Source organism: Ruegeria sp. BC6 (assembly GCF_056539185.1).
On the sequence record NZ_JBQFUM010000005.1, the window covers coordinates 157,254 to 182,668 of the forward strand.

At 64.1% G+C, this 25,415-nt stretch carries 30 protein-coding genes; 10 read left to right on the forward strand and 20 right to left on the reverse strand.

Going from position 1 to position 25,415, the window contains the following annotated elements; all coding sequences use genetic code 11:
• Window positions 1-113 precede the first annotated feature (113 nt).
• Both ACR0MM_RS15260 and yddG read left to right on the forward strand, forming a co-directional pair.
• Window positions 114-1,061, forward strand: a complete 948-nt coding sequence (locus ACR0MM_RS15260; protein ID WP_170526093.1) for a transcriptional regulator GcvA — start codon at window positions 114-116, stop codon at window positions 1,059-1,061.
• Window positions 1,058-1,924: an aromatic amino acid exporter YddG gene (yddG, locus tag ACR0MM_RS15265; RefSeq protein ID WP_170367609.1), complete on the forward strand. Its 867-nt coding sequence runs from the start codon at window positions 1,058-1,060 to the stop codon at window positions 1,922-1,924. Before ACR0MM_RS15260 ends, yddG begins: the two co-directional genes overlap by 4 nt.
• On the opposite strand, the gene ACR0MM_RS15270 is transcribed toward yddG, so the two are convergent.
• The 3 genes from ACR0MM_RS15270 to ACR0MM_RS15280 all read right to left on the reverse strand — a co-directional run bounded on the left by ACR0MM_RS15270 (window position 1,921) and on the right by ACR0MM_RS15280 (window position 3,191).
• The gene (locus tag ACR0MM_RS15270; RefSeq protein WP_093963770.1) at window positions 1,921-2,085 is read right to left on the reverse strand and encodes a YdcH family protein; all 165 of its coding nucleotides are present in this window, start codon (window positions 2,083-2,085) and stop codon (window positions 1,921-1,923) included. The two genes, yddG and ACR0MM_RS15270, sit on opposite strands and share 4 nt — an antisense overlap.
• Before the next feature lie 120 nt (window positions 2,086-2,205).
• Complete coding sequence (locus ACR0MM_RS15275) at window positions 2,206-2,979, reverse strand: tRNA1(Val) (adenine(37)-N6)-methyltransferase (RefSeq protein ID WP_170448524.1); 774 nt, start codon at window positions 2,977-2,979, stop codon at window positions 2,206-2,208.
• On the reverse strand, window positions 2,976-3,191 hold the full coding sequence (locus ACR0MM_RS15280; RefSeq protein WP_093963516.1) for a putative signal transducing protein: 216 nt from the start codon (window positions 3,189-3,191) through the stop codon (window positions 2,976-2,978). Before ACR0MM_RS15280 ends, ACR0MM_RS15275 begins: the two co-directional genes overlap by 4 nt.
• Before the next feature lie 56 nt (window positions 3,192-3,247).
• On the opposite strand from ACR0MM_RS15280, the gene ACR0MM_RS15285 reads away from it, so the two are divergent.
• Window positions 3,248-4,246, forward strand: a complete 999-nt coding sequence (locus ACR0MM_RS15285) for a polyprenyl synthetase family protein (RefSeq protein WP_170342960.1) — start codon at window positions 3,248-3,250, stop codon at window positions 4,244-4,246.
• Here the strand turns inward: ACR0MM_RS15285 and ACR0MM_RS15290 are convergent.
• The 4 genes from ACR0MM_RS15290 to soxR all read right to left on the reverse strand — a co-directional run bounded on the left by ACR0MM_RS15290 (window position 4,239) and on the right by soxR (window position 9,106).
• Window positions 4,239-5,060, reverse strand: coding sequence for a 4-(cytidine 5'-diphospho)-2-C-methyl-D-erythritol kinase (locus ACR0MM_RS15290; RefSeq protein WP_480697140.1), 822 nt, complete (start codon window positions 5,058-5,060; stop codon window positions 4,239-4,241). The genes ACR0MM_RS15285 and ACR0MM_RS15290 overlap by 8 nt on opposite strands.
• A complete protein-coding gene (locus ACR0MM_RS15295) occupies window positions 5,050-6,762 on the reverse strand; it encodes a tetratricopeptide repeat protein (RefSeq protein ID WP_480697142.1) in 1,713 nt (570 codons plus the stop codon). Before ACR0MM_RS15295 ends, ACR0MM_RS15290 begins: the two co-directional genes overlap by 11 nt.
• Before the next feature lie 105 nt (window positions 6,763-6,867).
• Complete coding sequence (locus ACR0MM_RS15300; protein ID WP_480697144.1) at window positions 6,868-8,514, reverse strand: electron transfer flavoprotein-ubiquinone oxidoreductase; 1,647 nt, start codon at window positions 8,512-8,514, stop codon at window positions 6,868-6,870.
• Between the two features lie 136 nt (window positions 8,515-8,650).
• Window positions 8,651-9,106, reverse strand: coding sequence for a redox-sensitive transcriptional activator SoxR (gene soxR, locus ACR0MM_RS15305; protein WP_170342262.1), 456 nt, complete (start codon window positions 9,104-9,106; stop codon window positions 8,651-8,653).
• 89 nt (window positions 9,107-9,195) lie between these two features.
• Between soxR and ACR0MM_RS15310 the strand changes: the two genes are divergently transcribed.
• From ACR0MM_RS15310 to ACR0MM_RS15320, 3 genes are all read left to right on the forward strand, one after another.
• Window positions 9,196-9,576: a VOC family protein gene (locus tag ACR0MM_RS15310; protein ID WP_170406821.1), complete on the forward strand. Its 381-nt coding sequence runs from the start codon at window positions 9,196-9,198 to the stop codon at window positions 9,574-9,576.
• Window positions 9,577-9,814: 238 nt separating this feature from the next.
• On the forward strand, window positions 9,815-10,285 hold the full coding sequence (greA, locus tag ACR0MM_RS15315; RefSeq protein WP_005978981.1) for a transcription elongation factor GreA: 471 nt from the start codon (window positions 9,815-9,817) through the stop codon (window positions 10,283-10,285).
• 12 nt (window positions 10,286-10,297) lie between these two features.
• Complete coding sequence (locus ACR0MM_RS15320) at window positions 10,298-11,290, forward strand: hypothetical protein (RefSeq protein WP_480697146.1); 993 nt, start codon at window positions 10,298-10,300, stop codon at window positions 11,288-11,290.
• Here the strand turns inward: ACR0MM_RS15320 and ACR0MM_RS15325 are convergent.
• From ACR0MM_RS15325 to ACR0MM_RS15345, 5 genes are read right to left on the reverse strand one after another with little or no spacing between them, the layout of a single operon-like run.
• Window positions 11,287-11,883, reverse strand: a complete 597-nt coding sequence (locus ACR0MM_RS15325) for a GNAT family N-acetyltransferase (RefSeq protein WP_480697148.1) — start codon at window positions 11,881-11,883, stop codon at window positions 11,287-11,289. The genes ACR0MM_RS15320 and ACR0MM_RS15325 overlap by 4 nt on opposite strands.
• The gene (locus ACR0MM_RS15330) at window positions 11,880-13,139 is read right to left on the reverse strand and encodes a molybdopterin-binding protein (RefSeq protein ID WP_480697150.1); all 1,260 of its coding nucleotides are present in this window, start codon (window positions 13,137-13,139) and stop codon (window positions 11,880-11,882) included. Before ACR0MM_RS15330 ends, ACR0MM_RS15325 begins: the two co-directional genes overlap by 4 nt.
• 20 nt (window positions 13,140-13,159) lie before the next feature.
• On the reverse strand, window positions 13,160-13,669 hold the full coding sequence (gene mobB / locus ACR0MM_RS15335) for a molybdopterin-guanine dinucleotide biosynthesis protein B (protein WP_480697152.1): 510 nt from the start codon (window positions 13,667-13,669) through the stop codon (window positions 13,160-13,162).
• Window positions 13,666-14,316, reverse strand: coding sequence for a molybdenum cofactor guanylyltransferase MobA (mobA, locus tag ACR0MM_RS15340; RefSeq protein ID WP_480697154.1), 651 nt, complete (start codon window positions 14,314-14,316; stop codon window positions 13,666-13,668). Before mobA ends, mobB begins: the two co-directional genes overlap by 4 nt.
• Window positions 14,306-15,250, reverse strand: a complete 945-nt coding sequence (locus tag ACR0MM_RS15345) for a formate dehydrogenase accessory sulfurtransferase FdhD (protein WP_480697156.1) — start codon at window positions 15,248-15,250, stop codon at window positions 14,306-14,308. The genes mobA and ACR0MM_RS15345 overlap by 11 nt, the downstream gene beginning before the upstream one ends.
• Between ACR0MM_RS15345 and ACR0MM_RS15350 the strand changes: the two genes are divergently transcribed.
• Together ACR0MM_RS15350 and ACR0MM_RS15355 are read left to right on the forward strand one after the other, a co-directional pair.
• Window positions 15,249-15,965, forward strand: coding sequence for an AzlC family ABC transporter permease (locus ACR0MM_RS15350; RefSeq protein WP_170342980.1), 717 nt, complete (start codon window positions 15,249-15,251; stop codon window positions 15,963-15,965). The two genes, ACR0MM_RS15345 and ACR0MM_RS15350, sit on opposite strands and share 2 nt — an antisense overlap.
• Window positions 15,962-16,294, forward strand: coding sequence for an AzlD domain-containing protein (locus ACR0MM_RS15355; RefSeq protein ID WP_170360054.1), 333 nt, complete (start codon window positions 15,962-15,964; stop codon window positions 16,292-16,294). The genes ACR0MM_RS15350 and ACR0MM_RS15355 overlap by 4 nt, the downstream gene beginning before the upstream one ends.
• Here ACR0MM_RS15355 and ACR0MM_RS15360 read toward each other — a convergent pair.
• From ACR0MM_RS15360 to ACR0MM_RS15390, 7 genes are all read right to left on the reverse strand, one after another.
• Window positions 16,283-16,915, reverse strand: coding sequence for a hypothetical protein (locus ACR0MM_RS15360; RefSeq protein ID WP_480697158.1), 633 nt, complete (start codon window positions 16,913-16,915; stop codon window positions 16,283-16,285). The genes ACR0MM_RS15355 and ACR0MM_RS15360 overlap by 12 nt on opposite strands.
• Before the next feature lie 16 nt (window positions 16,916-16,931).
• Window positions 16,932-17,066: an aa3-type cytochrome c oxidase subunit IV gene (locus tag ACR0MM_RS15365; RefSeq protein WP_093963530.1), complete on the reverse strand. Its 135-nt coding sequence runs from the start codon at window positions 17,064-17,066 to the stop codon at window positions 16,932-16,934.
• A gap of 91 nt (window positions 17,067-17,157) precedes the next feature.
• A complete protein-coding gene (locus tag ACR0MM_RS15370; RefSeq protein WP_170372307.1) occupies window positions 17,158-17,718 on the reverse strand; it encodes a hypothetical protein in 561 nt (186 codons plus the stop codon).
• Window positions 17,705-19,543, reverse strand: a complete 1,839-nt coding sequence (locus ACR0MM_RS15375) for a glycerophosphodiester phosphodiesterase family protein (RefSeq protein ID WP_480697160.1) — start codon at window positions 19,541-19,543, stop codon at window positions 17,705-17,707. Before ACR0MM_RS15375 ends, ACR0MM_RS15370 begins: the two co-directional genes overlap by 14 nt.
• A gap of 64 nt (window positions 19,544-19,607) precedes the next feature.
• Window positions 19,608-20,060 (reverse strand): DUF6173 family protein, encoded by a 453-nt coding sequence (locus ACR0MM_RS15380; RefSeq protein ID WP_480697162.1) that lies wholly within the window; start codon window positions 20,058-20,060, stop codon window positions 19,608-19,610.
• 4 nt (window positions 20,061-20,064) lie between these two features.
• Window positions 20,065-21,111: an MBL fold metallo-hydrolase gene (locus tag ACR0MM_RS15385; RefSeq protein ID WP_480697164.1), complete on the reverse strand. Its 1,047-nt coding sequence runs from the start codon at window positions 21,109-21,111 to the stop codon at window positions 20,065-20,067.
• The gene (locus tag ACR0MM_RS15390; RefSeq protein ID WP_480697166.1) at window positions 21,111-22,814 is read right to left on the reverse strand and encodes an acyl-CoA dehydrogenase; all 1,704 of its coding nucleotides are present in this window, start codon (window positions 22,812-22,814) and stop codon (window positions 21,111-21,113) included. Before ACR0MM_RS15390 ends, ACR0MM_RS15385 begins: the two co-directional genes overlap by 1 nt.
• Window positions 22,815-22,950: 136 nt before the next feature.
• Here ACR0MM_RS15390 and ACR0MM_RS15395 point away from each other — a divergent pair, with 136 nt between their 5' ends.
• Entirely contained in the window at window positions 22,951-23,901 is a 951-nt protein-coding gene (locus ACR0MM_RS15395; RefSeq protein ID WP_480697168.1) for an L-threonylcarbamoyladenylate synthase, read from the forward strand.
• Here ACR0MM_RS15395 and ACR0MM_RS15400 read toward each other — a convergent pair whose 3' ends face one another.
• A complete protein-coding gene (locus ACR0MM_RS15400; RefSeq protein WP_170367594.1) occupies window positions 23,902-24,456 on the reverse strand; it encodes a YqgE/AlgH family protein in 555 nt (184 codons plus the stop codon).
• A gap of 142 nt (window positions 24,457-24,598) precedes the next feature.
• Between ACR0MM_RS15400 and ACR0MM_RS15405 the strand changes: the two genes are divergently transcribed.
• Entirely contained in the window at window positions 24,599-25,411 is an 813-nt protein-coding gene (locus ACR0MM_RS15405) for a protein-disulfide reductase DsbD domain-containing protein (protein WP_170529969.1), read from the forward strand.
• The last annotated feature ends 4 nt before the right edge of the window (window positions 25,412-25,415 follow it).

Here is a 25,415-nt window from a genome sequence, read left to right on the forward strand (position 1 = left end):
TGGCTTTTCCCTTCTACTAAAGGTGAACTTGACTTGCATTCAACATGCCTGTTGTTTTCAATAGGTACAAACGAGAGTTTTTCCGCATTCAGTTTAGAAAATCTTATGTGAAGATGAGCGACCGACTTCCCCCACTCACCGCCCTCAGGGCCTTTGACGCCGCCGCCCGCCATATGTCCTTTGCCAAGGCCGCGGACGAGTTGAACGTGACACCAGCGGCGCTGTCGTTTCAGATCAAGTCCCTGGAAGAGCATCTGGGCCAGCCGCTGTTCCGCCGATTGAACCGTGCGGTCGAGCTGACCGAGGCCGGACGAACCCTGGCCCCGGGCACGGAAAAAGGGTTTGCTGCGCTGCAGGCGGCCTGGTCGGCCACCCGCCGCCTCCAGGACAACACAACACTGACAGTGACCGCTGGGCCGGCCCTGACAGCCAAGTGGCTGGCCCCCCGCCTTTACGAGTTCGCCCGCGCCCATCCCGAGATCGACCTGAGGTTTTCAGCCACGCTGCGCAATCTCGATTTCGAGCGCGACGACGTGGATGTCGCGATCCGGTTCGGGTACGGGCAGGATGACGGGCTGTATTCAGTTCCCGTGCGGCAAGAGTGGCTAACACCGGTCATGACGCCCGAGCTTGCGGCCCGGTTTCCGACGCCACAGGATCTGACCAAAGCGCCGCTGATCCACGATGACTCGATCAACTTCCTGAATCCGCCCTGTGACTGGCCCGCCTGGTTTCGCGCGGTCGGGGTTGACTTCACGCCGACTCATGGCGCGCATTTCTCGAACGCGGATCACGCCATAGATGCCGCGGTGGCGGGTGTCGGCGTCGCGTTGGGACGGCGCCCGATGATCATCAAGGATGTGATCGAAGGCCGACTGGTCATGCCCTTCAAAACCGCCATCGAAACCAAGGCCCGCTTCCGGTTCCTGTGCCGTTCGGGAGAAGAGACGCGCCCTCAGATTGCCGCCTTCCGGGATTGGTTCCTTGCAGAGATCGAAAAAACCGCGCACATATCCGACGGTCTTGAAATCATACCCGTCGAGGATATCCCCCCCGCATGACAAAGAACCGCGCCACCGCCATCGGTTTTGTCGCCGTCCTTTTGTGGGCACTGCTCGCGCTGTTCACGGTTGGCTCGGCGCCGACCCCGCCGCTTTTGCTGAACGCCATCTGCTTCACGATCGGCGGAACCCTTGGCTTGATCTGGACATGGCACAGCGGTGGGCTTGCGCAACTGAAACAGGTCAGTTGGAAGGTATTCGCGTTCGGCACGGTTGGCTTGTTCGGATACCACGCCCTGTACTTTTCGGCCCTGCGCATGGCACCTGCGGCCGAGGCCGGATTGATCGCCTACCTCTGGCCCTTGCTGATCGTGCTTTTCTCAGGGTTGCTTCCCGGCGAAACGCTACGACTGGGGCATCTGCTCGGGGCATGTCTGGGCTTCTCCGGGGCCGCGCTGATCATCACTGGCGGCGGAACCGCGGGGTTTCAGGCCGAACATCTGCCGGGTTATGCGCTGGCGCTTTTGTGCGCCCTTACGTGGTCCGGGTATTCCGTATTGTCGCGCAGGTTGGGTCAAACGCCCACCAGCTCGGTAGCAGTGTTCTGCGTGCTGACAGCCATCGCCTCGTGGATCCTGCATTTCAGCCTTGAGCAGACAGTCTGGCCGCCCGACGCACTGGCCTGGATGTCGACCGTTGCCCTGGGATTGGGGCCCGTTGGGCTGGCGTTCTATGTCTGGGATATCGGGGTCAAGCACGGTGACATCCAGATGTTGGGCACCAGCTCGTACGCGGCACCCCTGCTGTCAACTCTGGTGCTTGTGGTCGCCGGGATCGCCACGCCGTCCTGGACGCTGGCGATCGCGGCATTGCTTGTTACCGGCGGCGCTGCAATCGCGGCACGCGCCAGCCTACGACGTTAAGCCGACAGGCGTTCAATCTCTTCCTTCAGCTTCAGCTTCTTCTTTTTGAGTTGAGCAATGTGGAGATCGTCGATACCGGGCGAGCGCTGGGCTTGTTCCACTTCGAGACTGAGGGTTTCGTGCTTCTTCTTCAGTTCCGTCAGATGTGCGCTTACGCTCATGGCGATCCTCCTTCTCTGTTTCTGAATATCACATGGGAAGTTGATCACATCATTTCCAGCCTGTCACGCCGCAGACGCTCGGATTCTTGTTCAAATCCGACAATTTCGGCTGGTCATTGCCTATCGGGCGTCCGGCCAGGGCATTGGTCGGCCCTCGCGCAGGATGCCGGATACCGTGTCGGTGTAGCTGTCGCCGTCCCTTTCATGGCGGTCACCGCTGTGGAGAATCAGCGGCGCATGCAACCGAAAATCCGCGCGTCCCCCTTTGCGCGCCCGCAGGATCAGCAACTCGGCCCCGCGCCCCATGCGCGGCGCGATGGGCAGAACTTCTACCGAGCCCAACCGACCCGCGCAGGCCGTCATCATGTCGGGCAAGCGTTCCGCGCGCTGGATCATGTGCAGGTACCCGCGCGGTGTCAGCCTGCGCGCCGCCGCATCAAACCAGTCGGACAGCGGCGTCTGCTCGCTCAGCGCCGTTCGCCGACCAGCATCGACGGCCGCGCTATGTGCACCGGGCCGATAATAGGGCGGGTTTGCGATCACGTGGTCGAAGTGCTGCTGACGCAGATCAGTCGGCATATTGGACAGGTCGGCCACGTGGACGGACAAATCGATCTCGTTGCATTGCGCGTTTCTTGCGGCCAGATCGGCATAGTCGGCCTGAAGCTCGACCCCAGTCGGCCGCAGACCGGGCACGCGGGTCGCGAGACAAAGAACCGCAGCGCCCGCCCCGCAGCCCAGCTCCAGCACCGACTGCCCGGCTTTGGCCGGAACCGCGGCAGCAAGCAGCACCGGATCGACACCGGCGCGATAACCGTCTCGCGGCTGCCACAGCTTTAGGCGGCCACCCAGAAAGTCGTTGCAAGTCAGCGCGCTGTCTGGAAACCCGGTCATCTTCCCAGCGGAATGTCATTGTCACGCATCACCCGCTCTGCCCGCTCGAGGTCATCGGTCCGAACCATGAGGCGGCGCGGAAAGATTCCGATGCCTCCCTCGAGGACGCTCATATTTACGTCCATCTCAAAGCAGTCTATATCCTCGCCCTCAAGAAGAGCGGATGCAAAGGCGATGATGGTCGGATCGGTGCTGCGCAGAAGTTCTTTCATGGGGATGGATGTAAGGGCAAGGCAGGACGAAAGTCGAGCCTTGTATCAGGAGTGTGATGACGATCAGCACGATCTCGAAACCGCATGAGCGACTGGCCGAGATTTTAGCCGGTGAAATGGAGGCGGTAAACACTCTGATCCGCACCCGCATGGCCTCGGAACACGCGCCCCGCATCCCCGAAGTCACCGCGCATCTGGTCGAAGCCGGCGGCAAGCGCCTGCGCCCGATGCTTACACTGGCCGCCGCGCGGCTGTTCGGCTATGGCGGTGACCATCACATCCGCCTGGCCGCCACGGTGGAATTCATCCACACCGCCACGCTGTTGCACGACGATGTGGTCGACGAAAGCGCCCAGCGGCGCGGCCGACCTACTGCCAACCTGCTGTGGGACAACAAATCCAGCGTGCTGGTCGGCGACTATCTATTTTCGCGCAGCTTCCAGTTGATGGTGGAAACCGGGTCTCTGCGGGTTCTGGACATCTTGGCCAATGCCTCGGCCACCATCGCCGAAGGCGAGGTGCTGCAGATGACCGCAGCCACCGACCTGCGCACGGATGAGGCCGTCTACCTGCAGGTGGTGCGCGGCAAGACCGCCGCGCTGTTCTCCGCGGCAACTGAGGTGGGCGGTGTGATCGCCGGTGCGTCCGAGGAACAGGTCCGGGCACTGTTCAGCTATGGCGACGCCTTGGGCATCGCCTTCCAGATCGCCGACGACCTGCTGGACTATCAGGGCGACAGCAAGGCCACCGGCAAGAACGTGGGCGACGACTTCCGCGAGCGCAAACTGACCCTCCCGGTGATCAAGGCCGTGGCCCAGGCCACACCCGACGAGCGTGCGTTCTGGGAGCGCACGATCGAGAAGGGCCGGCAACAGGATGGAGACCTGGACCTGGCCCTGAACCTCATGCGCAAATACGGCACCCTGGAGGAGACCCGGACAGACGCTTTGGCTTGGGCAGCAAAGGCCAAAACCGCTCTGACCGCGCTGCCCGATCACGAGTTGCGCGACCTGCTCGGTGATCTGGCCGATTACGTCGTATCCCGCCTCAACTGAGGACGCTTGCGCGACACCACCAGTCCGGCTGGGAAACACCAATCTCGTAGGCCGCAAAATGTGCGGCCTTCATGGACGGGTACAGCGCAAAGCAGGTCGAACCCGACCCCGACATGCGCACCAGCAGAACGTCCCGCGTTTCACCCAGCGCCTGCAACACGTCTGAAATCTGGGGCGCCAAGCCTATTGCCGCTTCCTGCAAATCATTCCGTTGCCCGGCCAGCCAGTCAGCACACGCCTCGGGCGTTTCGAATGCCGGGATCTCATCCGGCATACCCGGATTGTCGCGCGAAGCCAGCGCGTTGAACACCGGCCCCGTCGGAACCGGCACACCCGGATTGACCAGCAGCGCGGGCAAAGCGGGCAATGCAACCGGGGCGACACGGTCACCAATGCCCTGCATCCGTGCAGCGCTGCCCAGTACACAAACAGGAACATCCGCGCCCAGGGCCAAAGCCGTTTCCAGCGGAACTTCCGCGTCTTCCCCTGCGATGGCCCGCAAAGTCGCAGCCGCATCCGATGAGCCGCCGCCGATTCCCCCGCCATGCGGCAGAACCTTGTCCAACTGGATTTGCCCGATCCATCCCATCGCCCGAGCGGCCCGCCAGACGAGGTTGCGGTCGTCGGTCGGCACCCCGGCGGAATGGGGGCCGGTCACGGTCAGGCGATTCTCGGGCCCGGGTGACAGGATCAACGTGTCTCCCACATCGGCAAAGGCGACCAGCGAATCCAGAAGATGGTATCCGTCGGCCCGCCGTCCGGTCACATGCAGGGAAAGGTTGATCTTCGCGGGCGCAAAGGCCTCAGTCGCCATTGGCGACCTTCAGGGGGGCCGCGCCTTCCTCGGCCAGCACCGCGTCCAGCCCGACCTCGAGTTTGCGTCGGATCCGGTCGGGGTCGGCCTCGCCATCGGTGTCTGCGGGATCGATGAAGGACAACGCGCGCCGCCATTGGAAATCGGCCTCACGGGTGCGCCCGACGGCCCAGTAGACGTCGCCCAAGTGGTCGTTGACCACCGGGTCCACGGCCATCAGTTCAACGGCGCGCTCCATATGCTCGACCGCCTCGTCGTACCTGCCCAAGCGAAACAGGACCCAGCCCAAGCTGTCGACGATATAGCCGCTGTCAGGCTGGATCGCGACGGCGCGCTCGATCATGTCCAGCGCCTCTTCCAGTTTTTCCTGCCGCTCGACCAGCGAGTAGCCGAGATAGTTCAAAACCTGCGGCTGATCCGGATTCAGCTCCAAGGCACGCCTGAAATCCGCCTCGGCCTTGTCCCAGGCCTTGAGACGTTCGTGGCAGATGCCGCGGGCGTAGTGCAGGAACCAGTTGCCACCCGAACCGGTTTCGGTCAGTTCGATGGCTCGGTCATACGAGGTTACAGCTGCGGCGTAGTTTTCCTGACGCCGCTGCAGGTCGGCCAAGGCGACATGGACACTGGGCAGATTGGGCTGCCGGGCCGCAAGATTTTCCAGCACTTCGATCGCCGCATCCGGTTTCCCCGACTGAGCCAGAATTTCGGCACGCCCCAGCTCGGCAGCGTGGAAATCGCTGCTATCCGTGGGAACCTTTCGATAGGCTTCGGCGGCAAGGTTGTACTGGCTCAACTGCTCAAGCAGTTCCGCGCTCAGCAGGATCGCATCGATGTGATCGGGCCGGAGGTAAGTCGCGATCCGCGCGTAAAGCAGCACATAGTCATGTGCGGCCTCGGTGTTCAACGCCGCCCCGACCGAGAAAAAGACCTCGGCCACGCCTTCGGTGGCCGATCCGACATGGGTGAAAGGCAAGGTGCCACCGGCGCTGAGCGTGTCCACGTAGGACTCGATCGACGGGTCGCTGCCCGCCGCAAAGACGTTTTCCAGGAATTGCAGAGCTTCGTCGTTGCGGTTGAGCTGCGACAAGACTTCGACCCGCGCCAGCGCTGCTCGTCGCGAAAATCGCGCAACGATACTGTCGTCGGCCGCAAAGATCGCCTCGGCCCCCTCGAAATCGCCAACCGACGCCAGCGCCAACGCCTTGTGGTACAGCGCGAATTCCCGCAGCCCGTCCTGCTGGGCGACCTCATCGAACTGCGCCATCGCCTTGGTCATTTCGCCCTTGCCCAGATGCGCCCAGGCCGTCATCAGCCCATCGACCAGCGGGCCAACGCCCTGGTTTTCCGGATCACGGGCCAGCAATTCGTCGAACTTTCCGTCAGATACCAGTTTGGCGGAAACAACCATACGTGCGGCTTGGTTGGGCTGCTCGTTCGCCTCCATGTCCTCGGCGATCGGCAATGCACGTTCCACATTGCCAAGCGCCACGCGCGCCAGCAGCACGCTTTCCTTGAGCTTGGTGTTGCCCGGATCGAAAATCAGGGCCTTGGAGTAGTACTCCTCGGCCGCCTTGTAGTCGCTTTCATAGATGGCCTGGCGTCCAGCCAGATAGGATCCCGCGCCGGAATCCGCGTGAACCGGAACGACAGCCGCTGTCGCAAGAAACACGGCCAGCGCCGTGCGACGAACCAGTGAAACCACCTAATACCTGCCTTGTCTGCCTATGATTGCAGAACAAGCTAGGGCCTTGGCCCGCCAGAGGCAATGGCCGAGCGTTCACGGCCCCGCCATTGCCCGGGTTTTTGCCTACATGTTGGGGTAGTTCGGTCCGTCCCCACCCTGCGGCGTGGTCCACGTGATGTTCTGGCTGGGATCCTTGATGTCACAGGTCTTGCAGTGGACGCAGTTCTGGAAGTTGATCACGAATCGCGGCTCGGCCTCGTCCTTCACCACTTCGTACACGCCCGCCGGGCAATACCGCTGCGCCGGTTCGTCAAACTTGGGCAGGTTATCCTTCACCGGAATCTCGGGGTCGGTCAGCTTCAGGTGACAGGGTTGGCTTTCTTCGTGGTTGGTGAACGAAAACGCCACGTTGGTCAGACGATCGAAAGACAGCGTGCCATCGGGCTTCGGATAGTCGATGGGGGTGTGCTTGCTGGCATCCTCGGTCGCCTCGGCGTCGTTCTTGCCATGGCCCAGTGTCCCCAGCAGCGAGAAGCCCAGCGTGTTGGTCCACATGTCCATGCCACCTAGAACCAGCGAAGCGGTCAGGCCATATTTCGACCACAGTGGCTTGACGTTGCGAACCTTCTTGAGGTCGTGGCCAATCGCACCGTTGCGCACCTCGTCTTCATAGGCGGACAGTTCGTCGCCCGACCGGTCGGCCTTGATCGCCTCAAACGCGGCCTCGGCCGCTGCCTTGCCCGACAGCATCGCGTTGTGGTTGCCCTTGATGCGCGGCACGTTGACCATGCCCGCCGAGCAGCCCAACAGCGCAACACCCGGTGCCACCAGCTTCGGCATCGACTGATATCCGCCCTCGGTGATCGCGCGGGCGCCATAGGCCACGCGCTTGCCGCCTTTCAGCAGGTCGGCCACCACCGGGTGGTGCTTGAACCGCTGGAATTCCATGTAGGGGAACAGGTGCGGGTTCTTGTAGTTCAGGTGCACCACGAAGCCGACATAGACCTGGTTGTTTTCCAGGTGATAGATGAACGACCCGCCCCCGGCATTGCCGCCCAGCGGCCAGCCCATCGTGTGGGTGACGCTGCCCTCCTTGTGCTTGGCGGGATCGATCTCCCAGATTTCCTTCATGCCGATGCCGTATTTCTGCGGCTCTTTCCCGGCGGACAGGTCGTATTTCGCGATCACTTCCTTGGACAGCGACCCGCGCACGCCTTCCGACAGGAAGACGTATTTGCCGTGCAGTTCCATCCCCGGCTCGGTGTTGGGGCCATAGGATCCGTCGGGTTCCAGTCCGAACACGCCAGCCACGACGCCCTTGACCTCGCCATTGTCGCCATAGACCAGTTCCGAACAGGCCATGCCGGGGAAGATTTCCACGCCCAGCTCCTCGGCCTGTTCGGCCATCCAGCGGCAGACATTGCCCATCGAGACGATGTAGTTGCCGTGGTTGTTCATCAGCGGCGGCATCGGCCAGTTGGGGATGCGCAGCTTGCCCGCCTCGCCCAGCATATAGAAGTTGTCTTCGCGCACGGGCACATTCAGCGGCGCGCCCTTTTCCTTCCAGTCAGGGATCAGCGCATCCAGACCGCACGGGTCCAACACCGCGCCCGACAGGATATGCGCGCCCACTTCCGAGCCCTTTTCCAGCACGACCACGTTCAGGTCGGCGTCCAGCTGTTTCAGACGAATGGCCGCCGACAGGCCCGCCGGGCCTGCGCCCACGATCACCACGTCGTATTCCATCGCTTCGCGTTCAATTTCGGCCATCGTGGGCTCCTCCGCTAACTATCCGAATTGGCGCCTGGGGCGCGGGCTCGGCGAAATTTTGTTTCCCGGCTGATTACCTGCTGGAAAAGACCTTGGTCAATCAAAACACGGCGTAACATTGCTGCAATGCGGCAGATCAGCCCTCGGGCGCGTCACCCATCAGGTACCTGGGACCGCTACCATGCGCCTTGGCCCGGTCGTCGGGGTTGTAGAGCGCGCATTTCGGAAGGCTCAGACAGCCACAGCCGATGCAGCCGTCCAGATTGTCGCGCAGACGCAGCAGAGTATCGATTCGCTGGTCCAGATGCGCGCGCAGGCCGACGCTGATCTTTTTCCAATCCGCCGGCGTGGGCGTGCGGTTGTCGGGCAGCCCGGCCAGAACCTCGCGGATTTCGGGCAGGGTCAGACCGAACTGCTGCGCGATCATCACGAAACTCAGCCGACGGATGTCGGCGCGCTGATACCGCCGCTGACCGCCCGGATTGCGCCAGGGGGAAATCAACCCCTGCGCCTCGTAATAGCGGATGGCGGATACCGCCAACCCCGTGCGGCGCGCCAACGCGCCGATGGAAAGGCCTTCGGATGCGGGCATGATCTCCTCCCGGAAAAATCTCTTGAGCTAAAGTTAAGTTTAGGAATTACGGTGAGTCGAAACAAGCCTGAACATGAAAAGGAGACCCCATGATGGCGACGCTGGAACACACGAACTTCACCGTCCGCAACCCGCAGGCGACTGCCGCCTGGATGCAGGACGTATTCGGATGGAAGACCCGCTGGGAAGGCCCGGCCATCGCGGGCGGCTATACCGTGCATGTGGGCAGCGCGCATACCTATCTGGCGCTTTACGCCCCGGCCGACCCGAAACCGTCGGGCGAAAGCAGCTATGACATCGTCGGCGGGCTGAACCATGTGGGCGTGCTGGTCGAGGACATCGACGCGACCGAGGCCAAGGTTCGCGCCGCGGGCTTCGAGCCCCACAACCACGCCGACTATGAACCCGGCCACCGGTTCTATTTCGACGATGACAACGGTATCGAGTTCGAGGTCGTTCAATATGATTGAAATGCTCTGGTTCGGCGCCGAGGCGCATCGCTGGAAACGCGGTGATCTGCTGGGGCATCGGCACAATCGGAAACCCCCACCGCCCCGACGGCGTTAAGTTGCGGATTGCAGGGGCCAAACCCCTTGGCCTCTTGCATTTCACGCCATATTTGGGTCAGGTAATTGCCAACCCATCTTTCGCCCCGACGCTGGTCTCATGCGGCGGGGCGACTCAATTTGTGCGTGGAAAAAAGAAGATATGGAAAAGATCCCCATGACGCCCGCGGGCTTTGCCGCGCTCGAGGCAGAGCTCAAGCAACTCAAGTCCGTTGAACGCCCCGCCATCATCGAGGCCATCGCCTCGGCGCGCGAACTGGGCGACCTGAAGGAAAACGCCGAATACCACTCGGCCCGCGAAAAGCAGGGCTTCATCGAAGGCCGCATCAAGGAACTGGAAGGCGTTCTGTCGCTGGCCGAGGTGATCGACCCGACCAAACTGTCGGGCGCGATCAAGTTCGGCGCCAAGGTCACCCTGGTGGACGAGGACACCGACGAGGAGAAGACCTGGCAGATCGTGGGCGAGCATGAGGCCAATATCGAAAAGGGCCTGCTGAACATCAAATCGCCCATCGCCCGCGCCCTGATCGGCAAGGAAGAAGGCGACAGTGTCGAGGTGCGCACCCCCGGCGGCGTGCGCTCGTACGAAGTGCTGAGCATCCACTACGCCTGATCGGAGCGCGTCATGTCGGGCCAAGACCCTGATCCGGACAGCAAACGCCCCACCTGGCTGGGCATCTATGACCGTCCGGGCCGCCCCAGCGTCACCGGGATCGAGATTGCGGCCGCGGCCCTCAGCCTGATCTGGCTGGTGGTGGCCGTAGCCTTTCTTGTGCTGCCCGAGCAGACGCAGGCCGGCAGTTTCATCGTGATGCTGCTGGCGGTGTTCATGCCGGTCGCGATGATCTGGGTCGCGGCGCTGGCCATGCGCGCCAGCCGCATCATGCGCGAAGAAAGCGCCCGGCTGCAGACCGCGATCGACGCGATCCGGCAGGCCTATGTATCGCAGCAACAGCGCTCGGCCAGCACCTACGAACCCGCGGTGGCCCGGAAACTGGATGAAATCGCCGCGGCCGCCCGGCACACCCAAAGCACGCTGGCCACGTTCTCCAGCAAGCGGCGGGATCTTGCGCCGCTGGCAAGACCTGCGGCACCCTCGGGCCAAACCTCGTTGGAACTGGGCACTCCGGCCGAGGAGATACCGACTCCTCTGCCCACCGACATTTTCATCCGCGCGCTGAACTTTCCCGAAACCGCCGAGGATACCGAAGGCTTCAACGCCCTGCGCTGCGCCATGAAAGACCGCAAGACCGCGCAACTGGTACAGGCCGCCGAGGACGTGCTGACCCTGCTCAGCCAGGAAGGCATCTACATGGACGACCTGCGCCCGGACATGGCCCGCCCCGAGGTCTGGCGCCAGTTCGCCAAGGGCGAACGCGGGCGTGCGGTCGCCGCGTTGGGCGGTATCCGCGACCGGTCGTGCCTGGCGCTGACCTCGGCGCGGTTGAAACAGGACCCGATCTTTCGCGATGCGGTGCACCATTTCCTGCGCCGCTTCGACACCATGATCGCCGAGTTCGAACCTCAGGCCAGCGACGCCGACCTGACCGCTTTGGGCGACACGCGCACGGCGCGCGCCTTCATGCTGCTGGGCCGAGTGGCCGGAACGTTCGACTAGCCACCGTTGGGCACGACCCACCGCATTTTCGTGGCCGAACTGAATCCGAAAAGATGCTTGAACGGGCCGGTATAGTCCTGCCCGATCGCCTGAAACCCTTCGCGCTCGTACAGGGTCCGCGCGCGCGGGTTGGTATCGATCACGTCCAGTTGCACCTCGTGCATGCCCAGCCTCTGTGACTCGTCCTTGATCGCCCCCAGCAACAGGGTCCCGACACCCTGCCCGCGCGCCTCGGCTGCCACGCATATGCCATCCATCTGGAACACGCCCGGCTTCAGGTCGCGCTCCAGAACGCTCAGGACAAGGCCCCGCCACAGGGCGCCGAACCAGCCATAGACCCCGGCCAGATCCGCCAGCCTGCCCTGCGTCAGCCCACCGTCGCAGGTCTTGTACCCGGCCAGCCCCAGCATCCGCCCGTCCGCATCCCGCGCCATCAGAGCGAAATCGGGGTTCAGCGCCCGTTCGAAAAACGCCAGGCCGCGCGCATCCGGCCCCATGACGCGCGACAGTTTGCCCGAGAACGCCTGCCAGAACAGCGCGGCCGCCCGCGCGCGCTCATCGGGGGAAAACCCGCGCGAGACCGAAACCGTCACAGGCCGAAACTGCCATAGGGTATGAAACGCACAGGGTCTCCGGGCTGGATGTCCAGCGGGCCGTCCGGTAGTTCGACCAGCCCTTCGGCCCAGCTGAGCCCGCTGATGCGACCCGACCCTTCCGAGTGGAACACCTCGACCCGGCCGTCGCGGACCCGGGCGCGCAGGTATTCGCGGCGGCCCGGTTTCTTGCGCTTGGGGAACCCGGCGGGCAGGTCAAAGCCCTGCGGTTGCCGCCAACCCTCGCCCGCCATCAGGCCCAGCGCGGGCCGGGCAAAGATCAGAGTGCAGACCATCGCCGCCACCGGGTTGCCCGGCAGGCCGAACACCGGCGTACCCTGCCACAGGCCCAGCGCCAGCGGGCGGCCCGGCTTCAGCGCGATGCGCCATTCTTGCAAGGCCCCCGCCGCGCGCAGCAGGGCCGAGACATGATCCTCGTCCCCCGCCGAAGCGCCGCCGCTGGTCAGGATCGCGTCGGTCTGTTGCGCAGCTTGGTCCAACCGGTCCCGCAGCGCGGCCCGGTCGTCGCCCACGCGGCCCAGATCGACCGCCACAAAACCCATCCGTTGCAGCATCGCCAACAGCATCGGGCGGTTCGCATCATAGATCTGGCCCGGCCCCGCGGCCTGACCCGGATCACGCAATTCATCGCCGGTAGACAGAACCCCCACGCGCAAGGGCGTGCGGACCGGGACCTCGGCCACGCCCACCGCCGACAGCAGCGCCAGATCGGCAGGCGTCAGGCGTCGCCCGCCAGACAGAGCCAAGGCCCCGGCCTGCACGTCTTCGCCCGCCTTGCGCGTGTTGGCGCCGGTCTTCAAAGGGCCGTTGAAGGCGATGTGGCCGTCCTGCACGGTCACGTCCTCTTCCAGAATGACGGTATCCATCCCCTCGGGCAGCGGCGCGCCGGTCAGAACGCGCAGCGCCTGCCCCTCCGGCACGGCCCCCGCAAACGGCACGCCCGCCGCCGCGCGTCCCTCGGCCAGCGGCAGGACATGCGGGCCCTCGGGTCGGCCACCGGCAAAGCCGTACCCGTCCACCGCCGTGTTGGGCAGCGGCGGATTCGACCGCTGCGCGATCACGTCCTGCGCCAGAACGCGCCCGCAGGCTTGACCAACGGGCAGGGTCTCGACATTGGCCACCGGGTGCAGCCGGTCGCGCAGCAGGGCCAGCGCGTCATCGACCGGGGTCCATTCGACCCCCGGCGGCAGGGCGAAACAGTCGTTTTTCAGCGGTGGAGGCGCAATCTTCGGCATGGTCCGGTCCTCGGGCATGGTCAGGGGCTGGGCCGCGGCTCCAGGCCGACCTCGGCCAGGATGAAATCGGCAATGGCAGGCGTGTCGTTCAAGTCAAAAACCGGACGGTCCAGATCCAGCGGCGTGTCGCTGGCCACCGCGCGGATCGTCGGATCGTCAGCGGCGATCAGCGGGTTCCCGGGCTGGGCGCGAAAGGCCTCGACCTTGGGATGGCGCGCGCGCTTGTACCCCTCGACCAAAACCAGATCGACCGGGGACAGGCGCGCCAGAAGGTCATCCAACGGCGGCTCGGGCGCGCCGCGCAGCTCTTGCATCACGGCGATTCGGCGACTGGAGGCCAGCAGAACCTCGGACGCCCCGGCGGTTCGGTGGCGGTAGCTGTCCGTGCCCGGCTGGTCCACGTCAACCGCGTGGTGAGCGTGTTTGACGGTCGAGACACAGAACCCGCGCCCGGTGATCTCGGCCACAAGCCGCTCGACCAGCCCGGTCTTGCCCGCGTTCTTCCAGCCGGTGACACCGTAGATCCTCATGCCCGCTCCAACAGGTGCTGCGCCCGGATCAGATCTTCGGGCGTGTTGACGTTGAAGAACGGATCGAACGGGGCGGCCGGAAACAGCGCCTCGCGCCCGTCATGGCGGTCGGTCCACAGGACCACCTTGCGCAGCCCGTTGTTCAGCGCCGCCCGCAGATCGTCGCGCAGCGCCACGGGCCAAAGGCCAAAGGTCGGGTGCCGGTTGACCCGCCCGCCGGATTTCAGAGCCTCGCCCTCGCCGCGCGGCGTGGTGGCCAGAACCAGCGGATGCGCCTGCCCCTGCGCCGCCCGCGTCAGCCGGTCGACCAGATCGCGCGGGAAGAAAGGCGTGTCGGCGGCAGCGGTGACGATGCAATCGGCGCCCTGCCCCGCCGCCCAATCCAACCCGGCCAGAACGCCCGCCAACGGCCCGGCGTAACCCGCGATGCTGTCCGGCAGGACCGGCAGGCCAAGATCGGCAAAGCGCGCCGGATCGCCATTGGCGTTCAGCGCCAGCCCGGCCACCTGCGGCGCCAGCCGGTCGATCACATGCCCCAACAGGCTTTGCCCGCCCAGTTGCAGCAACCCCTTGTCACCGCCGCCCATCCGCGTGGCCAAACCTCCGGCCAGTATGACGCCGAGGGGGCGTGATGTTTCACCTCCCATCGGCGCTTTTCCTTCGATGCTTCTTGTCCTCGACCGGTACGGAGGCCGGGTCCACGTCGCGCAGCAGCCGGTCCTCGCCCGACAGGCAGACGAAACGTTGGCCGCGCATCCGGCCGATCAGGGTCAGGCCGACCTCGCGCGCGATTTCGACGCCCCAGGCGGTAAAACCGGATCGAGACGCCAGCACCGGAATGCCCATCATCGCCGTCTTGATCACCATTTCCGAGGTCAGCCGCCCGGTGGTGTACAGGATCTTGTCGCCGGCCGCCTCGCCTTCGGACAACATCCAGCCGGCGATCTTGTCCACCGCGTTGTGGCGGCCCACGTCCTCCATATAGACCAGCGGGCGACTTTCGCGGCACAGAACCGTGCCGTGGATCGCCCCAGCCTGCAGGTACAGCGACGGCGTGCGGTTGATCTTGGCCGCCAGACCATACAGCCACGAGGTGCGCACCTGAACCTGCGGCAGGCGCACGCCCTCCAGCCCCTCCATCATGTCGCCGAACACCGTGCCCACCGCGCAGCCGCTGGTGCGGGTCTTTTTCTTCAGCTTGTCCTCGTACGAGGTTTCGCGGGTCGTGCGCACCACGACGGTTTCCAGATCGTCATCGTAATCGACCCGCGTGATCTCGTCATCGGGGCGCAACATGCCCTGGTTGCGCAAAAAGCCCAGCGCCAGATATTCCGGGTAGTCGCCGATGGTCATCGCGGTCACGATCTCTTGCGAATTGAGGAAGATCGTCAGCGGGCGCTCCTCGACAACCGAGATGCGGCTGACCTCGCCGTTCTGGTCCACCCCTTCGACCGCGCGGGTCAACCGCGCCGCGCCGGGATCGGGGGCGATGATGTATTCCGACAGATCGACTTCGGTGGCCAATTGCAACCCTCTCTCTGACCCGCTACTGCTGCGCAGACCACCATAGGATCTAGCCATGGCAACCTCCACATCCAAGTCATACTATTGGCAGGGTTTTCGCGACGGGACCCCGTTCATCTTCGTGGCGGTGCCCTTCGGTACCCTGTTCGGCGTCTTCGCGACCGAGGCGGGCCTGAGCATTCTGCAGACCATGGTGTTCACCGCAGCCGTATTTGCGGGGGCCGCGCAGTTTGCATCGCTGCAGCTGCTGCAGGACGGCACACCCACGGCCATCATTCTGGTTTCGGCACTGGCCGTGAACCTGCGGATGGCCATGTATTCAGCGTCTTTGACGCCTTATCTGGGTGCGGCGCCCCTGTGGCAACGGGCCTTTGCCGCCTATCTTACGGTCGACCAGTCCTATGCCTGCTCGATCGTCCAGTTCGAAAAGGAACCGGACATGTCGGTTCCGCAGCGCATGACCTATTTCATGGGGTCGGTTTCGCCGCTGGTGCCCATGTGGGTACTGGCCACCTTTATTGGGGCCTACCTGGGAACGCAGATCCCGGATAGCTGGGCACTGGATTTCGCGCTGCCGATCACCTTTCTGGCCATGATCGGCCCGATGATGCGCACTCCGGCCCATGTGGTCGCGGCTCTGGTCGCCATCGTCGTGTCGCTGCTATGCGTGGCAATCCCCTACAATCTTGGCCTGCTGATCGCGGGCTGCGCGGGCATGATGGCCGGTGCGCAGGCCGAAGTGATGCTGGAACGCAGAAAGGTAGCGTTATGACCACCCCCGATCAGACAACGGTCTGGACGATCATCGTCGGGCTGGCGCTCGGCAGCTATGCCCTGCGCTTCGTGTTCATCGGCTTTGTCGGAGACCGTCCGTTGCCGCCATGGTTGCTGCGGCATCTACGCTATACGGCGGTGGCCATCCTGCCGGCCCTGATTGCCCCTCTGGTCATGTGGCCCACGGCCACCGAGGGCCAGCCGGACCTGCCGCGCATGGCCTCGGCCGTGGTTGCCCTGAGCGTCGGGTTGATCACCAAGAACGTGCTGGCCGCCATCTTTGCCGGGGCCGGCACGCTGTATGGTCTGCTGTACCTAGTTGGTTGAAACCGCTTCCAGCTGGTTGAGCGCGGCGTTGTTGGCCGCCAGCCCCGCCTGCAGATCGGCGCTGTCGTTTTCACGATATTCGGTCTTGACGACCCCCGGAATCTGCCCGAACTGATCGGACAACTTGACCGGGTAGAAGGTGGTCTGGATCTGCTCGAACCCGGGAACCTGCTGCAGCAGCCGAGCCGTCGAGTTGGCGCAGTAGGCGCCCGGAACCGGTCCGGACTGTTTGGCCAGCTGATAGGCGATCTCGGCCTGCTGGGGGGTCACCTGGATGGTCTGGATGCGCGCATAATGCGTTTCGCGTGCGTGCGAGCTGCGATAGGCACGCTCGACCGCGGGGGTGATGCCATACAGCACGTCATCCTTGATCGGCACCACGTCGGCGCGGAACGACCCGGCGGGGTCGAAAATTACCCGCTCGCTGGCGCTGATCATCAGCGAGGTATGCGCGCCAGACCCCGTACGCGTGTTGATCATCGTGTACAGGGTCAGCGTTGAGGGCCCCGGGTCACGGTAGGATCGCGCAACGATCTCGGACTGGTCGGCCTGAGGGCGCTGCGACGTGGCACAGCCTGCGACGGTTGCTGCCAGCAGGCAGGCAATCAAGATGCGAAACATGACCCGTCAGTCCGGCTTATGCCCCGAAGATCGCAAGAAACAGGGCAATGAAGCAGATCACCACGACGCTGTAGGTGGTGAATTTGATGAACCCGTTGAAGGTTTTGGTCTGGACGGTGATGTCCATCTCGCCGTGTTTGTGTTCAGCCATTTCGAAAGATTCCCAATTCGCGTGTTTGCCGGTTTGGATAAATCATATTTTCCGGCCTGTCACGACGTCAATCGCGCGCAGGTGCCCGAGTTCAGTCGCCCGCAGCCTCATCGGTGGCAAAAACCGAGCAGCCGGGATACCCGAAGCCCCACCGCCACGGCAGGCCGGTGCAAGGGCCACCTCCGAATCGGACGGCCATGAACATCGCCTCGGCGGTGATCGACATGGCCGACGTCACCTGCTCGGGCGTCATGTCGTATTGCGTGGCATAGTCCTGCGCATGCTGGGCTCCGAATTCCTTGACGCAGGCGCGCAGGGCGCGGTCAGCCTCCAGCCGGGCGTCGAAACTGGCGCCGGCGGACGTGGCGCCCCCGGCGGTGTGATACGCGCGATCATGAGTCACGCAGCAGGACTCCCACGGCGGGTGGCTTTCATAAACCGCGCGAAATCTGGGAAAGGTTTCTGCCACCAGCCGCCAGCTGGACGACATGCCGCCCGAGCAGCCATCGGTTTCAAACGCGCTCAATGGTTGCCCAACCGATTGCGCGATCAAAGCCCGATGCGCGGGCATCTCGACGCCGCGCATCAGATCCTGCGCCGAAGCCGACCCGGCAAGGCAGGCAAGCAAAAGACCGAAGCTAGGGGCTTTCATCGCGCATCGCCTCGGTATCGACCGACAGGCCGAAGGTCGTGGCCAGCCACAGCAGCAAGCGCTCGCCCGGTTCCATTTCGGCGCGGACACGTAGCACTTCACGCGCCATGGCGGGGCGGTCGGTGATCAGACCGTCGACACCCATCGAGGCCATCGACGACATCTGCAGCGGGTCATTCACCGTCCAGACATAGATATCCTTGCCTGCATCATGGACCGAGCGGATCAGCCCAGGCGTGACCATCCCGGCATTTACCGCGACGAAATCGCCCTCCAGCCCGGTCAGATCGCCCACCGCCGTGGCAGCCAGAACGCCGGCGCGCCAGTCCGGGCGCAACGCTTTCATCTTCTGCACCGCCGGGTATTTGAGCGACATCGTGGCGATGTCCTGCTCCATCCCGAATTCTTCGACGATGGCGGCCACGCGGTTTTCCAGGTCCACATCATGGCCATAGTATTTCAGTTCGATGATGACCTTGGATTTGCCCTTCGCGGCCTTCAGAACCTCGCGCAGGGTCGGAGTGCGCTGATCGGCATATTCGGGGTCGAACCAGCTGCCGATATCGATCTGCGCCATATCCTCCATCGTGGCATCCCAGACCTTCATATTGACCCCGCCCAGCTTCATGAAGTCGCTGTCATGGGCCACGATCACCTGGCCGTCGGCGCTTTCCTGAACGTCGATCTCGACCCAGTCGGCCCCGTCTTCGATGGCCTTCAACACCGCAGCCATCGTGTTTTCCGGCCGCAGCGCCGCCGCGCCCCGGTGGCCGATCACGTCGGCATGATCGGGTGCCGAAATCTGGTCCAGCACGTCCTGGCTGAACCAGATCCCGGCCAACAAGGCCACAACGGCCGCGGCAACGGTCACCAGAACCGGGGCGCGCAGATTTCCGGCTTCGGGATGGGGAAGCTCTGCCGCCCGGGGTTCAAAAAACCCATCCAGCAGAACCGCCAGCGCGCCTAACGCCACCGCCGCCAGCACCAATCCGGCCAGAGACCACAGCCCGGCCACCAGCAGGCTGAGCGTCAGGGCAAACCGCAGGTTCGTGCCCTGTTCCAGAGGTACAAGGTGGAACAACAGGCTGGCCACGGCGGCAATCAGCGCAGCGATCGCCAGACGTACGACCAGCCACAGCGCCAGTTCGATCTTCAACCGGCCGCGTTTGCCCTCCATTCGGCGGGCGCTTTCGGCAAAGGCGTCCGAGGGCGCAATTCCCTCGAACAGCACCAGATGCAGGGCGAGCGCCCAAGCCGACAGGCGGCGGATCAGCACCCAGGCCAAGGCCAGCACCACCAACCCGATCAGTGCGACGGCCACCTGGAAGGCGGGCGGATGGAATGTCAGGTAATAGTTGATGTCGTATTCGGTCAGCGTCCACCATGCAATCAGGCCCGCGACCGCCACGAAGGGCACCGCCAGAACGAGAACCCGCAGAATGAAGCGTACCGCGAAGGAAAACAGCGTCGGCAGGCGCGACAGGATCAACCGCAGCGCCGACCCGCCGGCCCGCCACGGGTCGCTTTCGCCCATCCTGAGCGATCCGGCCATGACCGAAAAGACGAACACCTCGGCCAACAGGAACAGGCCCAGAATGACCACCGCCGCCACGAAACCAACCGGCGACAGGATGAACATCGCGATGTCCTGATCGGTCAGCGCAGTTTGATCGGACAGCATCACCGCCAGGTTCACGGTGAAGGCTACGCCGGGTGCGATCAGCGCGATCAGCAGCAGACGCACCGCCAGATAGATGGGAACAAAGGTCCGGCGTCGAGCCCAGGCCCCGCGATAGGCATCTGTTACGGTTGAGAAATGTGACACGCCGGCCCCCTTTGAATGCTGAATTCATTCAAGGCCGCGCAGATGTGAATTGCAAGCGTGACGCTCAGCTTTCCTCAAGCTTGGCGGCCAGGCGGAAGCCGATGCGGTTGGCGGGCTTGTCCTCGACCGTTTTGGGCAGGGCGCGCAGCATGACGTTCAGCTGGCTGACATGCTGCACCAGCTGGGTGCGCGCGCCCGAACCGTCCGAGCCGTAGAAGGTGATCACGTCGGGGTCGAAATATCCCATCCCCTCGATCCGCATCACCCCGGCGTCACCACCGGTAAAGCCCATGGCGACCTCGTGATCGGCATCGAGGGTCTGCTCGAAGTTCTGGATGTACAGGATCAGCCGCTCATACGCCCATTGGGCGGGGCTTTTGCTGTCGACCGGTTGGCGCAGGGATTCGGGCAGATCCTTGGTGCCAGACGTGCTGTCCGGGTCAGCATGAACCTCATAGCACCGGGGCAGAGCCGCCGCTTCGGCGGCCTCGGCCGAGGTTTCGATCTTGTCCTGCATCGTTTCAACCTTTGCGCTGATACACCCATGCGCTGTCCTCACGGCGCGCCCGGGTCACGGCTCCAGTGTGATAAAGATGGTTCAGATGCGCAACCGCCTCGACCAGCGCAAGACCGTATTCGCCGTCGCGGATGGGGCGTTTGAACAGGGTCACGAAACAGTCCGACGCCGCCTTGGGCGCGTCCAGATCGTCCAGCAGCCGTGCAAGAGCGCCGTGGTGGTTCTCGATCAATTGCTTCATGCGGATCGGCAGGCCGATGAAGGGCAGTTTGTGCCCCGGCAACACCACCTGATCGGGCCGTGCCAGCTGTTGCAGGCGCTCGCAGGCCTCCAGCCAGTCGGACACCGGGTCGGCCATCGGTTCGGTGGCATAGACCCCCAGGTTCGGGCTGATCGAGCTTAGGATCTGGTCGCCCGAGATCACCAGGTTGTCGTCGCGGCTCCAGAACGTGGCGTGTTCGGGGGCATGGCCATTGCCCATATGCACGTCCCAGTCCCGCCCGCCCATGCGGATCACGTCGCCCTGCTTGATGCGGACAAAGCCCAGAGGCATCGGATAGACCGTGTCGGCAAAATTGAAGGGCCGCTCGGACATGCGCTTGGCCAGGATCTCGGGGGCCATGCCCGCGCTGCGGTAGAACTCCAGCGTCTCTTCCGGCCAGCTCTCCTGCACGTCCAGTGTCAGCATTCGCGCAAACAGCCATGCGGTGCGGCTCGAGACCAGATCGGCGCCGTGCTCCGACTGTAACCACCCGGCATTGCCGACGTGGTCGGGGTGGTGATGCGTAACCACCACTCGAGTCACCGGTTTGCCCGCAAGCGGCCCGGCCATCAGGTCGGACCACAGGCCGCGCGTCTTTTTCGATGAAATTCCGGTGTCGATCACCGTCCAGCCATCTCCGTCATCCAGCGCGTAGACGTTGACGTGGTCCAGCGCCATCGGCAGCGGCAGGCGCATCCACAGCACGCCCTCGGCGATCTCGGTGGCCTGTCCGGGCGCGGGCGGCTCGGGCCAGGGATGGCGAAACGCCGGAGGCCGCGCGCCGTCCATCACGCTGCCAGTTCGTCGGCGCTGAGCGCGAACAGGTCTTTGGCCCCGATCTGTGCCTGATCCAGCAGGCCCGCGTATTCCGGCAGGCGCGCGGTGATGTAGTACCGCGCCAGCTTGGCGCGCGGACCATCCGGATCGGCCAAAGCGGCGATCAGGTGGTAATGCGCGCCCAGCACGCGGGCAAAGGCGTTCAGATAGGCCACGGCCCCGGCAAAGCGGTTGTTCATGTCCTCTTGCGCCGCCAGCCACTCGGTCGCCTCGCGCAGGGTTTCGGTCGCCTCCCATACCGGGCCGGCCAGCTCGGGCACGGTGGCGCGGGCGCGCTCGGCGTGATCTTCGATCTCGTCCAGCAGGCGGGCGGCGGCTTCGCCCCCATCCATCATCTTGCGGCCGACAAGGTCCATTGCCTGAATGCCGTTGGTCCCCTCGTAGATCGCGGTCACGCGGACATCGCGGTAATACTGCGCGGCGCCGGTTTCCTCGATATATCCCATGCCGCCATGCACCTGCAGGCCGGTTTCGGCCACGCGCATGCCGGTCTGGGTGCCGAAAGCCTTGCAGATCGGGGTCAGCAGGGCCGCCCGCGCGGCCCAGTCGGCGTTGCCGGTGGCCTTGGCCATGTCGATGGCCGCGGCATTGGCCAGCATGATCGCACGGGCGGCGAACAGGTCGGCCCGCATGTCCATCAGCATCCGGCGCACATCGGCATGATCGATGATCGTGCCCGAGGGCGTCTTGCCCTGCTTGCGCTCCAGAGCATAGGCCAGCGCGTGCTGATAGGCGCCCTCGGCCGCGCCCACGCCCTGCCCGCCGACACCGAGGCGCGCGTTGTTCATCATGGTGAACATGGCGGCCATGCCTTTGTGCTCCTGGCCAACCAGCCAGCCCTTGGCGCCGTCATACTGCATCACGCAGGTGGGCGAGCCATGCAGGCCCATCTTGTGTTCCAGCGACACCACCTTCAGGTCATTGGCCACGCCCGGATTGCCGTTTTCATCGGGGATGTACTTGGGTACCAGAAACAACGAGATCCCCTTGGTTCCCGGCGCGCCATCGGGCAGTCGGGCCAGAACCAGGTGGCAGACATTCTCGCAGAAGTCATTGTCGCCCCACGAGATGTAGATCTTCTGCCCGGTCACCGAATAGGTGCCATCGCCGTTGGGTTCGGCCTTGGACGTCAGCGCGCCAACGTCAGACCCGGCCTGCGGTTCGGTCAGGTTCATCGTGCCCGACCATTCGCCCGACATCAGCTTGGGCAGGTACAGCGCCTTGAGCTCATCGCTGGCGTGGTGTTCCAGCGCCTCGATCTGACCCTGGCTCATCAACGGGGCCAGCTGCAGCGACAGGCAGGCGGCGCTCATCATCTCGTTGACGGCGGTGGTCACGGTCATGGGCAGGCCCATGCCGCCGTATTCGGGGTCACCGCTCATGCCGATCCAGCCACCCTCGGCGATCGCCTTCCAGCCATCGGCATAGCCGGGCGAGGTCCGCAATACCCCGTTTTCCAGCCGCGCCGGCTCAAGATCGCCGGGGCGCTGCAGGGGAGCCATTACCTCTTCGCACATCTTGCCGGCCTCGGACAGAATGGCGCTGACCACGTCCGGAGTGGCCTCGGCGAATTTCTCGGTCGCGGCGACGTCCTTGAACCCCACCACCTTGTCCATCAGGAACTCGTAATCAATGACAGGAGCGCGATATGGCATGGTTTCCCCCCGGAAATCGTGTGTCGGTCGCAATGGCGGGCTTGGAATCCATGGCCCGCGCCGGTATTCATCTAAGCTTGTTCGATTACCTATCCGTCCCCCTGTTGCAAGCAACCAAAACGCCGCGTCACCACCCATGATCCCCAACAGCACGCAATATCTGGATGCTGATCCCGCCGGGATTGCAGCCGCGGCCGACCTGCTGCGTCAGGGACTGCTGGTCGCCTTCCCGACCGAGACCGTCTACGGGCTGGGCGGCGACGCCCGCAACGGCGAAGCGGTGGCAGCGATCTACGCCGCCAAGGGACGACCCAGTTTCAACCCGCTTATCGCGCATGTCGCCTCGGTCGAGGCTGCCAAACGCTATGTCGAGTGGTCGGACAATGCCGAACAACTGGCAGCTGCGTTCTGGCCCGGTCCGCTGACGCTGGTGCTGCCGCTGCGCGCAGGGCATGGCGTGTCCTCGCTGGTGGCGGCGGGGCTGGAGACGCTGGCCGTGCGGGTGCCCGCCCACCCAACCGCGCGCGCATTGCTGAGCGCAGTTGACGGACCCGTCGCTGCCCCATCGGCAAACCCCTCCGGTCGGATCAGCCCGACCACTGCGGCGCATGTGCGCGCAGGTCTGGACGGTCGGATCGCCGCCGTACTGGATGACGGACCCTGTTCAGTCGGGTTGGAATCGACCATCGTGGGCTTGGCCGACACCCCCGCTTTGCTGCGGCCCGGCGGTGTGGCACTGGAACAGATCGAAACGGTTCTGGGCACGCGCCTGACCCGCCACAAGCCCGGAGATCTGCTGACCGCTCCGGGGCAGTTGCTGTCACATTATGCTCCGGATGCGCCGGTGCGGCTGAACGCCACCGAGCGGCGCGGAGACGAGCTGCTGCTGGGATTTGGCAATGTCGATTGCGACCGCAATCTATCTGCCAAGGGTGACCTGATCGAAGCGGCGGCAAACCTGTTTGCGTATCTGCACGAACTGGACGGTACGGGGCGGCCGATTGCCGTCAGCCCGATCCCCTCCGAGGGCGTGGGGGCGGCCATCAACGACCGCCTGCGCCGGGCCGCGGCGCCGCGCAATTCCTGATCAGGCCCGACCGGCGCTGGCCGACAGCGTCAGCGGATCGACACCCAGCGTGGCCAAGGCGGCCTCCCACTTTTCGTCGTCGGCAACGTCAAAGACCAGTTTCGATGTGGCATCGGTCGTCAACCAGCCATTGGCCGCGATCTCATCTTCCAGCTGTCCAGGCCCCCATCCCGAATAGCCCAGCATCAGCATCGAGTTCAGCGGCCCTGTGCCAGAAGCGATATCTTCGAGCACGTCCAGCGTCGCCGTCATGCTGAAATCGCCGGCCACGTGCAGCGAATGCAGATTTGCGTCGTAGTCCGCGCTGTGCAGGACAAACCCCCGGGACAATTCGACGGGACCACCAAAATGCACAAGGCGTTCTCCGACAACCGGGATGCGGCATGCGATGTTCAACTGTTCAAGAAGCGTCTTGATCCGCAAATCCGACGGTTTGTTCACGATCAGACCCATCGCGCCGTCATCGCCGTGGCTGCACAGGTACACCACTGAATGATCAAAGCGCGGATCGCCCATGCCGGGCATCGCAATCAACAGTTTTCCAGTCAGATCCATCAAAAAAACTCGTGCGGCTTATTCCCTTACAATGACCTTGCGGAACCCGGATTGGCAAGGGATCACGCCTGAAATCCCGCGATTTCCGCCGGTGACCAGAACGTGACTTGGCAAACCTGCTCGCACATCGCATTTATGGATCATGAGATCGCTGTTCAAACCCGTCCTGACCGTTGTTTCAGCTTGTCTGGCCTTGGCCGCACCTGCGCAGGGGCAATCGATCGACTCGATCGTCCGGCTGGACGTGATCGATGGCGGCCAATCCGAGGATGGAACCTATCTCACCGCGATCCGGTTGGATCTGGAACCCGGATGGAAGACCTATTGGCGGGCCCCCGGTGACGCCGGCATTCCGCCTGAATTCGATTGGCGCCGCTCCGGCAATGTCGGCGCGGTTGCGATCACCTGGCCCACGCCGCATGTCTTTGACCAGAACGGCCTGAAGTCCATCGGCTACGAAAAGCAGCTGGTGTTGCCGGTTCGGATTACGCCCAAGGACGCATCCAAACCGGTCCGGTTGCGCGGCGAGGTCGATCTGGGAGTGTGCAAGGATGTCTGCATTCCCGCATCTTTGAAATTTGACCACGAACTGGACGCCGGCGCAGCAAGAAATCCGGCGATCGCGGCTGCGCTTGCGCAACGGCCCTTCTCTGCACGCGAGGCTGGCGTTACCGGCGCGGCCTGTCGCCTGAGCCCGACCGCGGACGGTTTTCAGGTGCAGGTACAGATCGACATGCCCTCGGCCGGTGGCGCCGAGCTTGCGGTGATCGAACCGGGGAATCCGGCCCTGTGGGCCTCGCAGACTGAAACCAAGCGGCAAGGCAACCGGCTGACCGCCACGTCCGAGGTGATCAGCCCAGACGGTCAGCCCTTTGCGCTGGACCGGTCCGCCGTGCGGATCACGGTTCTGGGGACCAAACACGCGGTCGACATTCTGGGCTGCAGCGCGGGCTGAGCGG

Coding starts and splice junctions, on each gene's coding strand:
- ACR0MM_RS15370 (WP_170372307.1), bottom strand. CDS start 17,718: ATGAAAGCCCCTAGCTTCGGTCTTTTGCTTGCCTGCCTTGCCGGGTCG.
- greA (WP_005978981.1), top strand. CDS start 9,815: ATGGAAAAGATCCCCATGACGCCCGCGGGCTTTGCCGCGCTCGAGGCA.
- ACR0MM_RS15290 (WP_480697140.1), bottom strand. CDS start 5,060: ATGGCGACTGAGGCCTTTGCGCCCGCGAAGATCAACCTTTCCCTGCAT.
- ACR0MM_RS15355 (WP_170360054.1), top strand. CDS start 15,962: ATGACCACCCCCGATCAGACAACGGTCTGGACGATCATCGTCGGGCTG.
- ACR0MM_RS15280 (WP_093963516.1), bottom strand. CDS start 3,191: ATGAAAGAACTTCTGCGCAGCACCGATCCGACCATCATCGCCTTTGCA.
- ACR0MM_RS15350 (WP_170342980.1), top strand. CDS start 15,249: ATGGCAACCTCCACATCCAAGTCATACTATTGGCAGGGTTTTCGCGAC.
- ACR0MM_RS15320 (WP_480697146.1), top strand. CDS start 10,298: ATGTCGGGCCAAGACCCTGATCCGGACAGCAAACGCCCCACCTGGCTG.
- ACR0MM_RS15330 (WP_480697150.1), bottom strand. CDS start 13,139: ATGCCGAAGATTGCGCCTCCACCGCTGAAAAACGACTGTTTCGCCCTG.
- yddG (WP_170367609.1), top strand. CDS start 1,058: ATGACAAAGAACCGCGCCACCGCCATCGGTTTTGTCGCCGTCCTTTTG.
- ACR0MM_RS15285 (WP_170342960.1), top strand. CDS start 3,248: ATGACGATCAGCACGATCTCGAAACCGCATGAGCGACTGGCCGAGATT.
- ACR0MM_RS15310 (WP_170406821.1), top strand. CDS start 9,196: ATGATGGCGACGCTGGAACACACGAACTTCACCGTCCGCAACCCGCAG.
- ACR0MM_RS15260 (WP_170526093.1), top strand. CDS start 114: ATGAGCGACCGACTTCCCCCACTCACCGCCCTCAGGGCCTTTGACGCC.
- ACR0MM_RS15395 (WP_480697168.1), top strand. CDS start 22,951: ATGATCCCCAACAGCACGCAATATCTGGATGCTGATCCCGCCGGGATT.
- ACR0MM_RS15300 (WP_480697144.1), bottom strand. CDS start 8,514: ATGGCCGAAATTGAACGCGAAGCGATGGAATACGACGTGGTGATCGTG.
- mobA (WP_480697154.1), bottom strand. CDS start 14,316: ATGGGAGGTGAAACATCACGCCCCCTCGGCGTCATACTGGCCGGAGGT.
- ACR0MM_RS15275 (WP_170448524.1), bottom strand. CDS start 2,979: ATGACCGGGTTTCCAGACAGCGCGCTGACTTGCAACGACTTTCTGGGT.
- ACR0MM_RS15385 (WP_480697164.1), bottom strand. CDS start 21,111: ATGGACGGCGCGCGGCCTCCGGCGTTTCGCCATCCCTGGCCCGAGCCG.
- ACR0MM_RS15270 (WP_093963770.1), bottom strand. CDS start 2,085: ATGAGCGTAAGCGCACATCTGACGGAACTGAAGAAGAAGCACGAAACC.
- ACR0MM_RS15405 (WP_170529969.1), top strand. CDS start 24,599: ATGAGATCGCTGTTCAAACCCGTCCTGACCGTTGTTTCAGCTTGTCTG.
- ACR0MM_RS15345 (WP_480697156.1), bottom strand. CDS start 15,250: ATGGCTAGATCCTATGGTGGTCTGCGCAGCAGTAGCGGGTCAGAGAGA.
- ACR0MM_RS15400 (WP_170367594.1), bottom strand. CDS start 24,456: ATGGATCTGACTGGAAAACTGTTGATTGCGATGCCCGGCATGGGCGAT.
- mobB (WP_480697152.1), bottom strand. CDS start 13,669: ATGAGGATCTACGGTGTCACCGGCTGGAAGAACGCGGGCAAGACCGGG.
- ACR0MM_RS15390 (WP_480697166.1), bottom strand. CDS start 22,814: ATGCCATATCGCGCTCCTGTCATTGATTACGAGTTCCTGATGGACAAG.
- ACR0MM_RS15360 (WP_480697158.1), bottom strand. CDS start 16,915: ATGTTTCGCATCTTGATTGCCTGCCTGCTGGCAGCAACCGTCGCAGGC.
- ACR0MM_RS15365 (WP_093963530.1), bottom strand. CDS start 17,066: ATGGCTGAACACAAACACGGCGAGATGGACATCACCGTCCAGACCAAA.
- ACR0MM_RS15380 (WP_480697162.1), bottom strand. CDS start 20,060: ATGCAGGACAAGATCGAAACCTCGGCCGAGGCCGCCGAAGCGGCGGCT.
- soxR (WP_170342262.1), bottom strand. CDS start 9,106: ATGCCCGCATCCGAAGGCCTTTCCATCGGCGCGTTGGCGCGCCGCACG.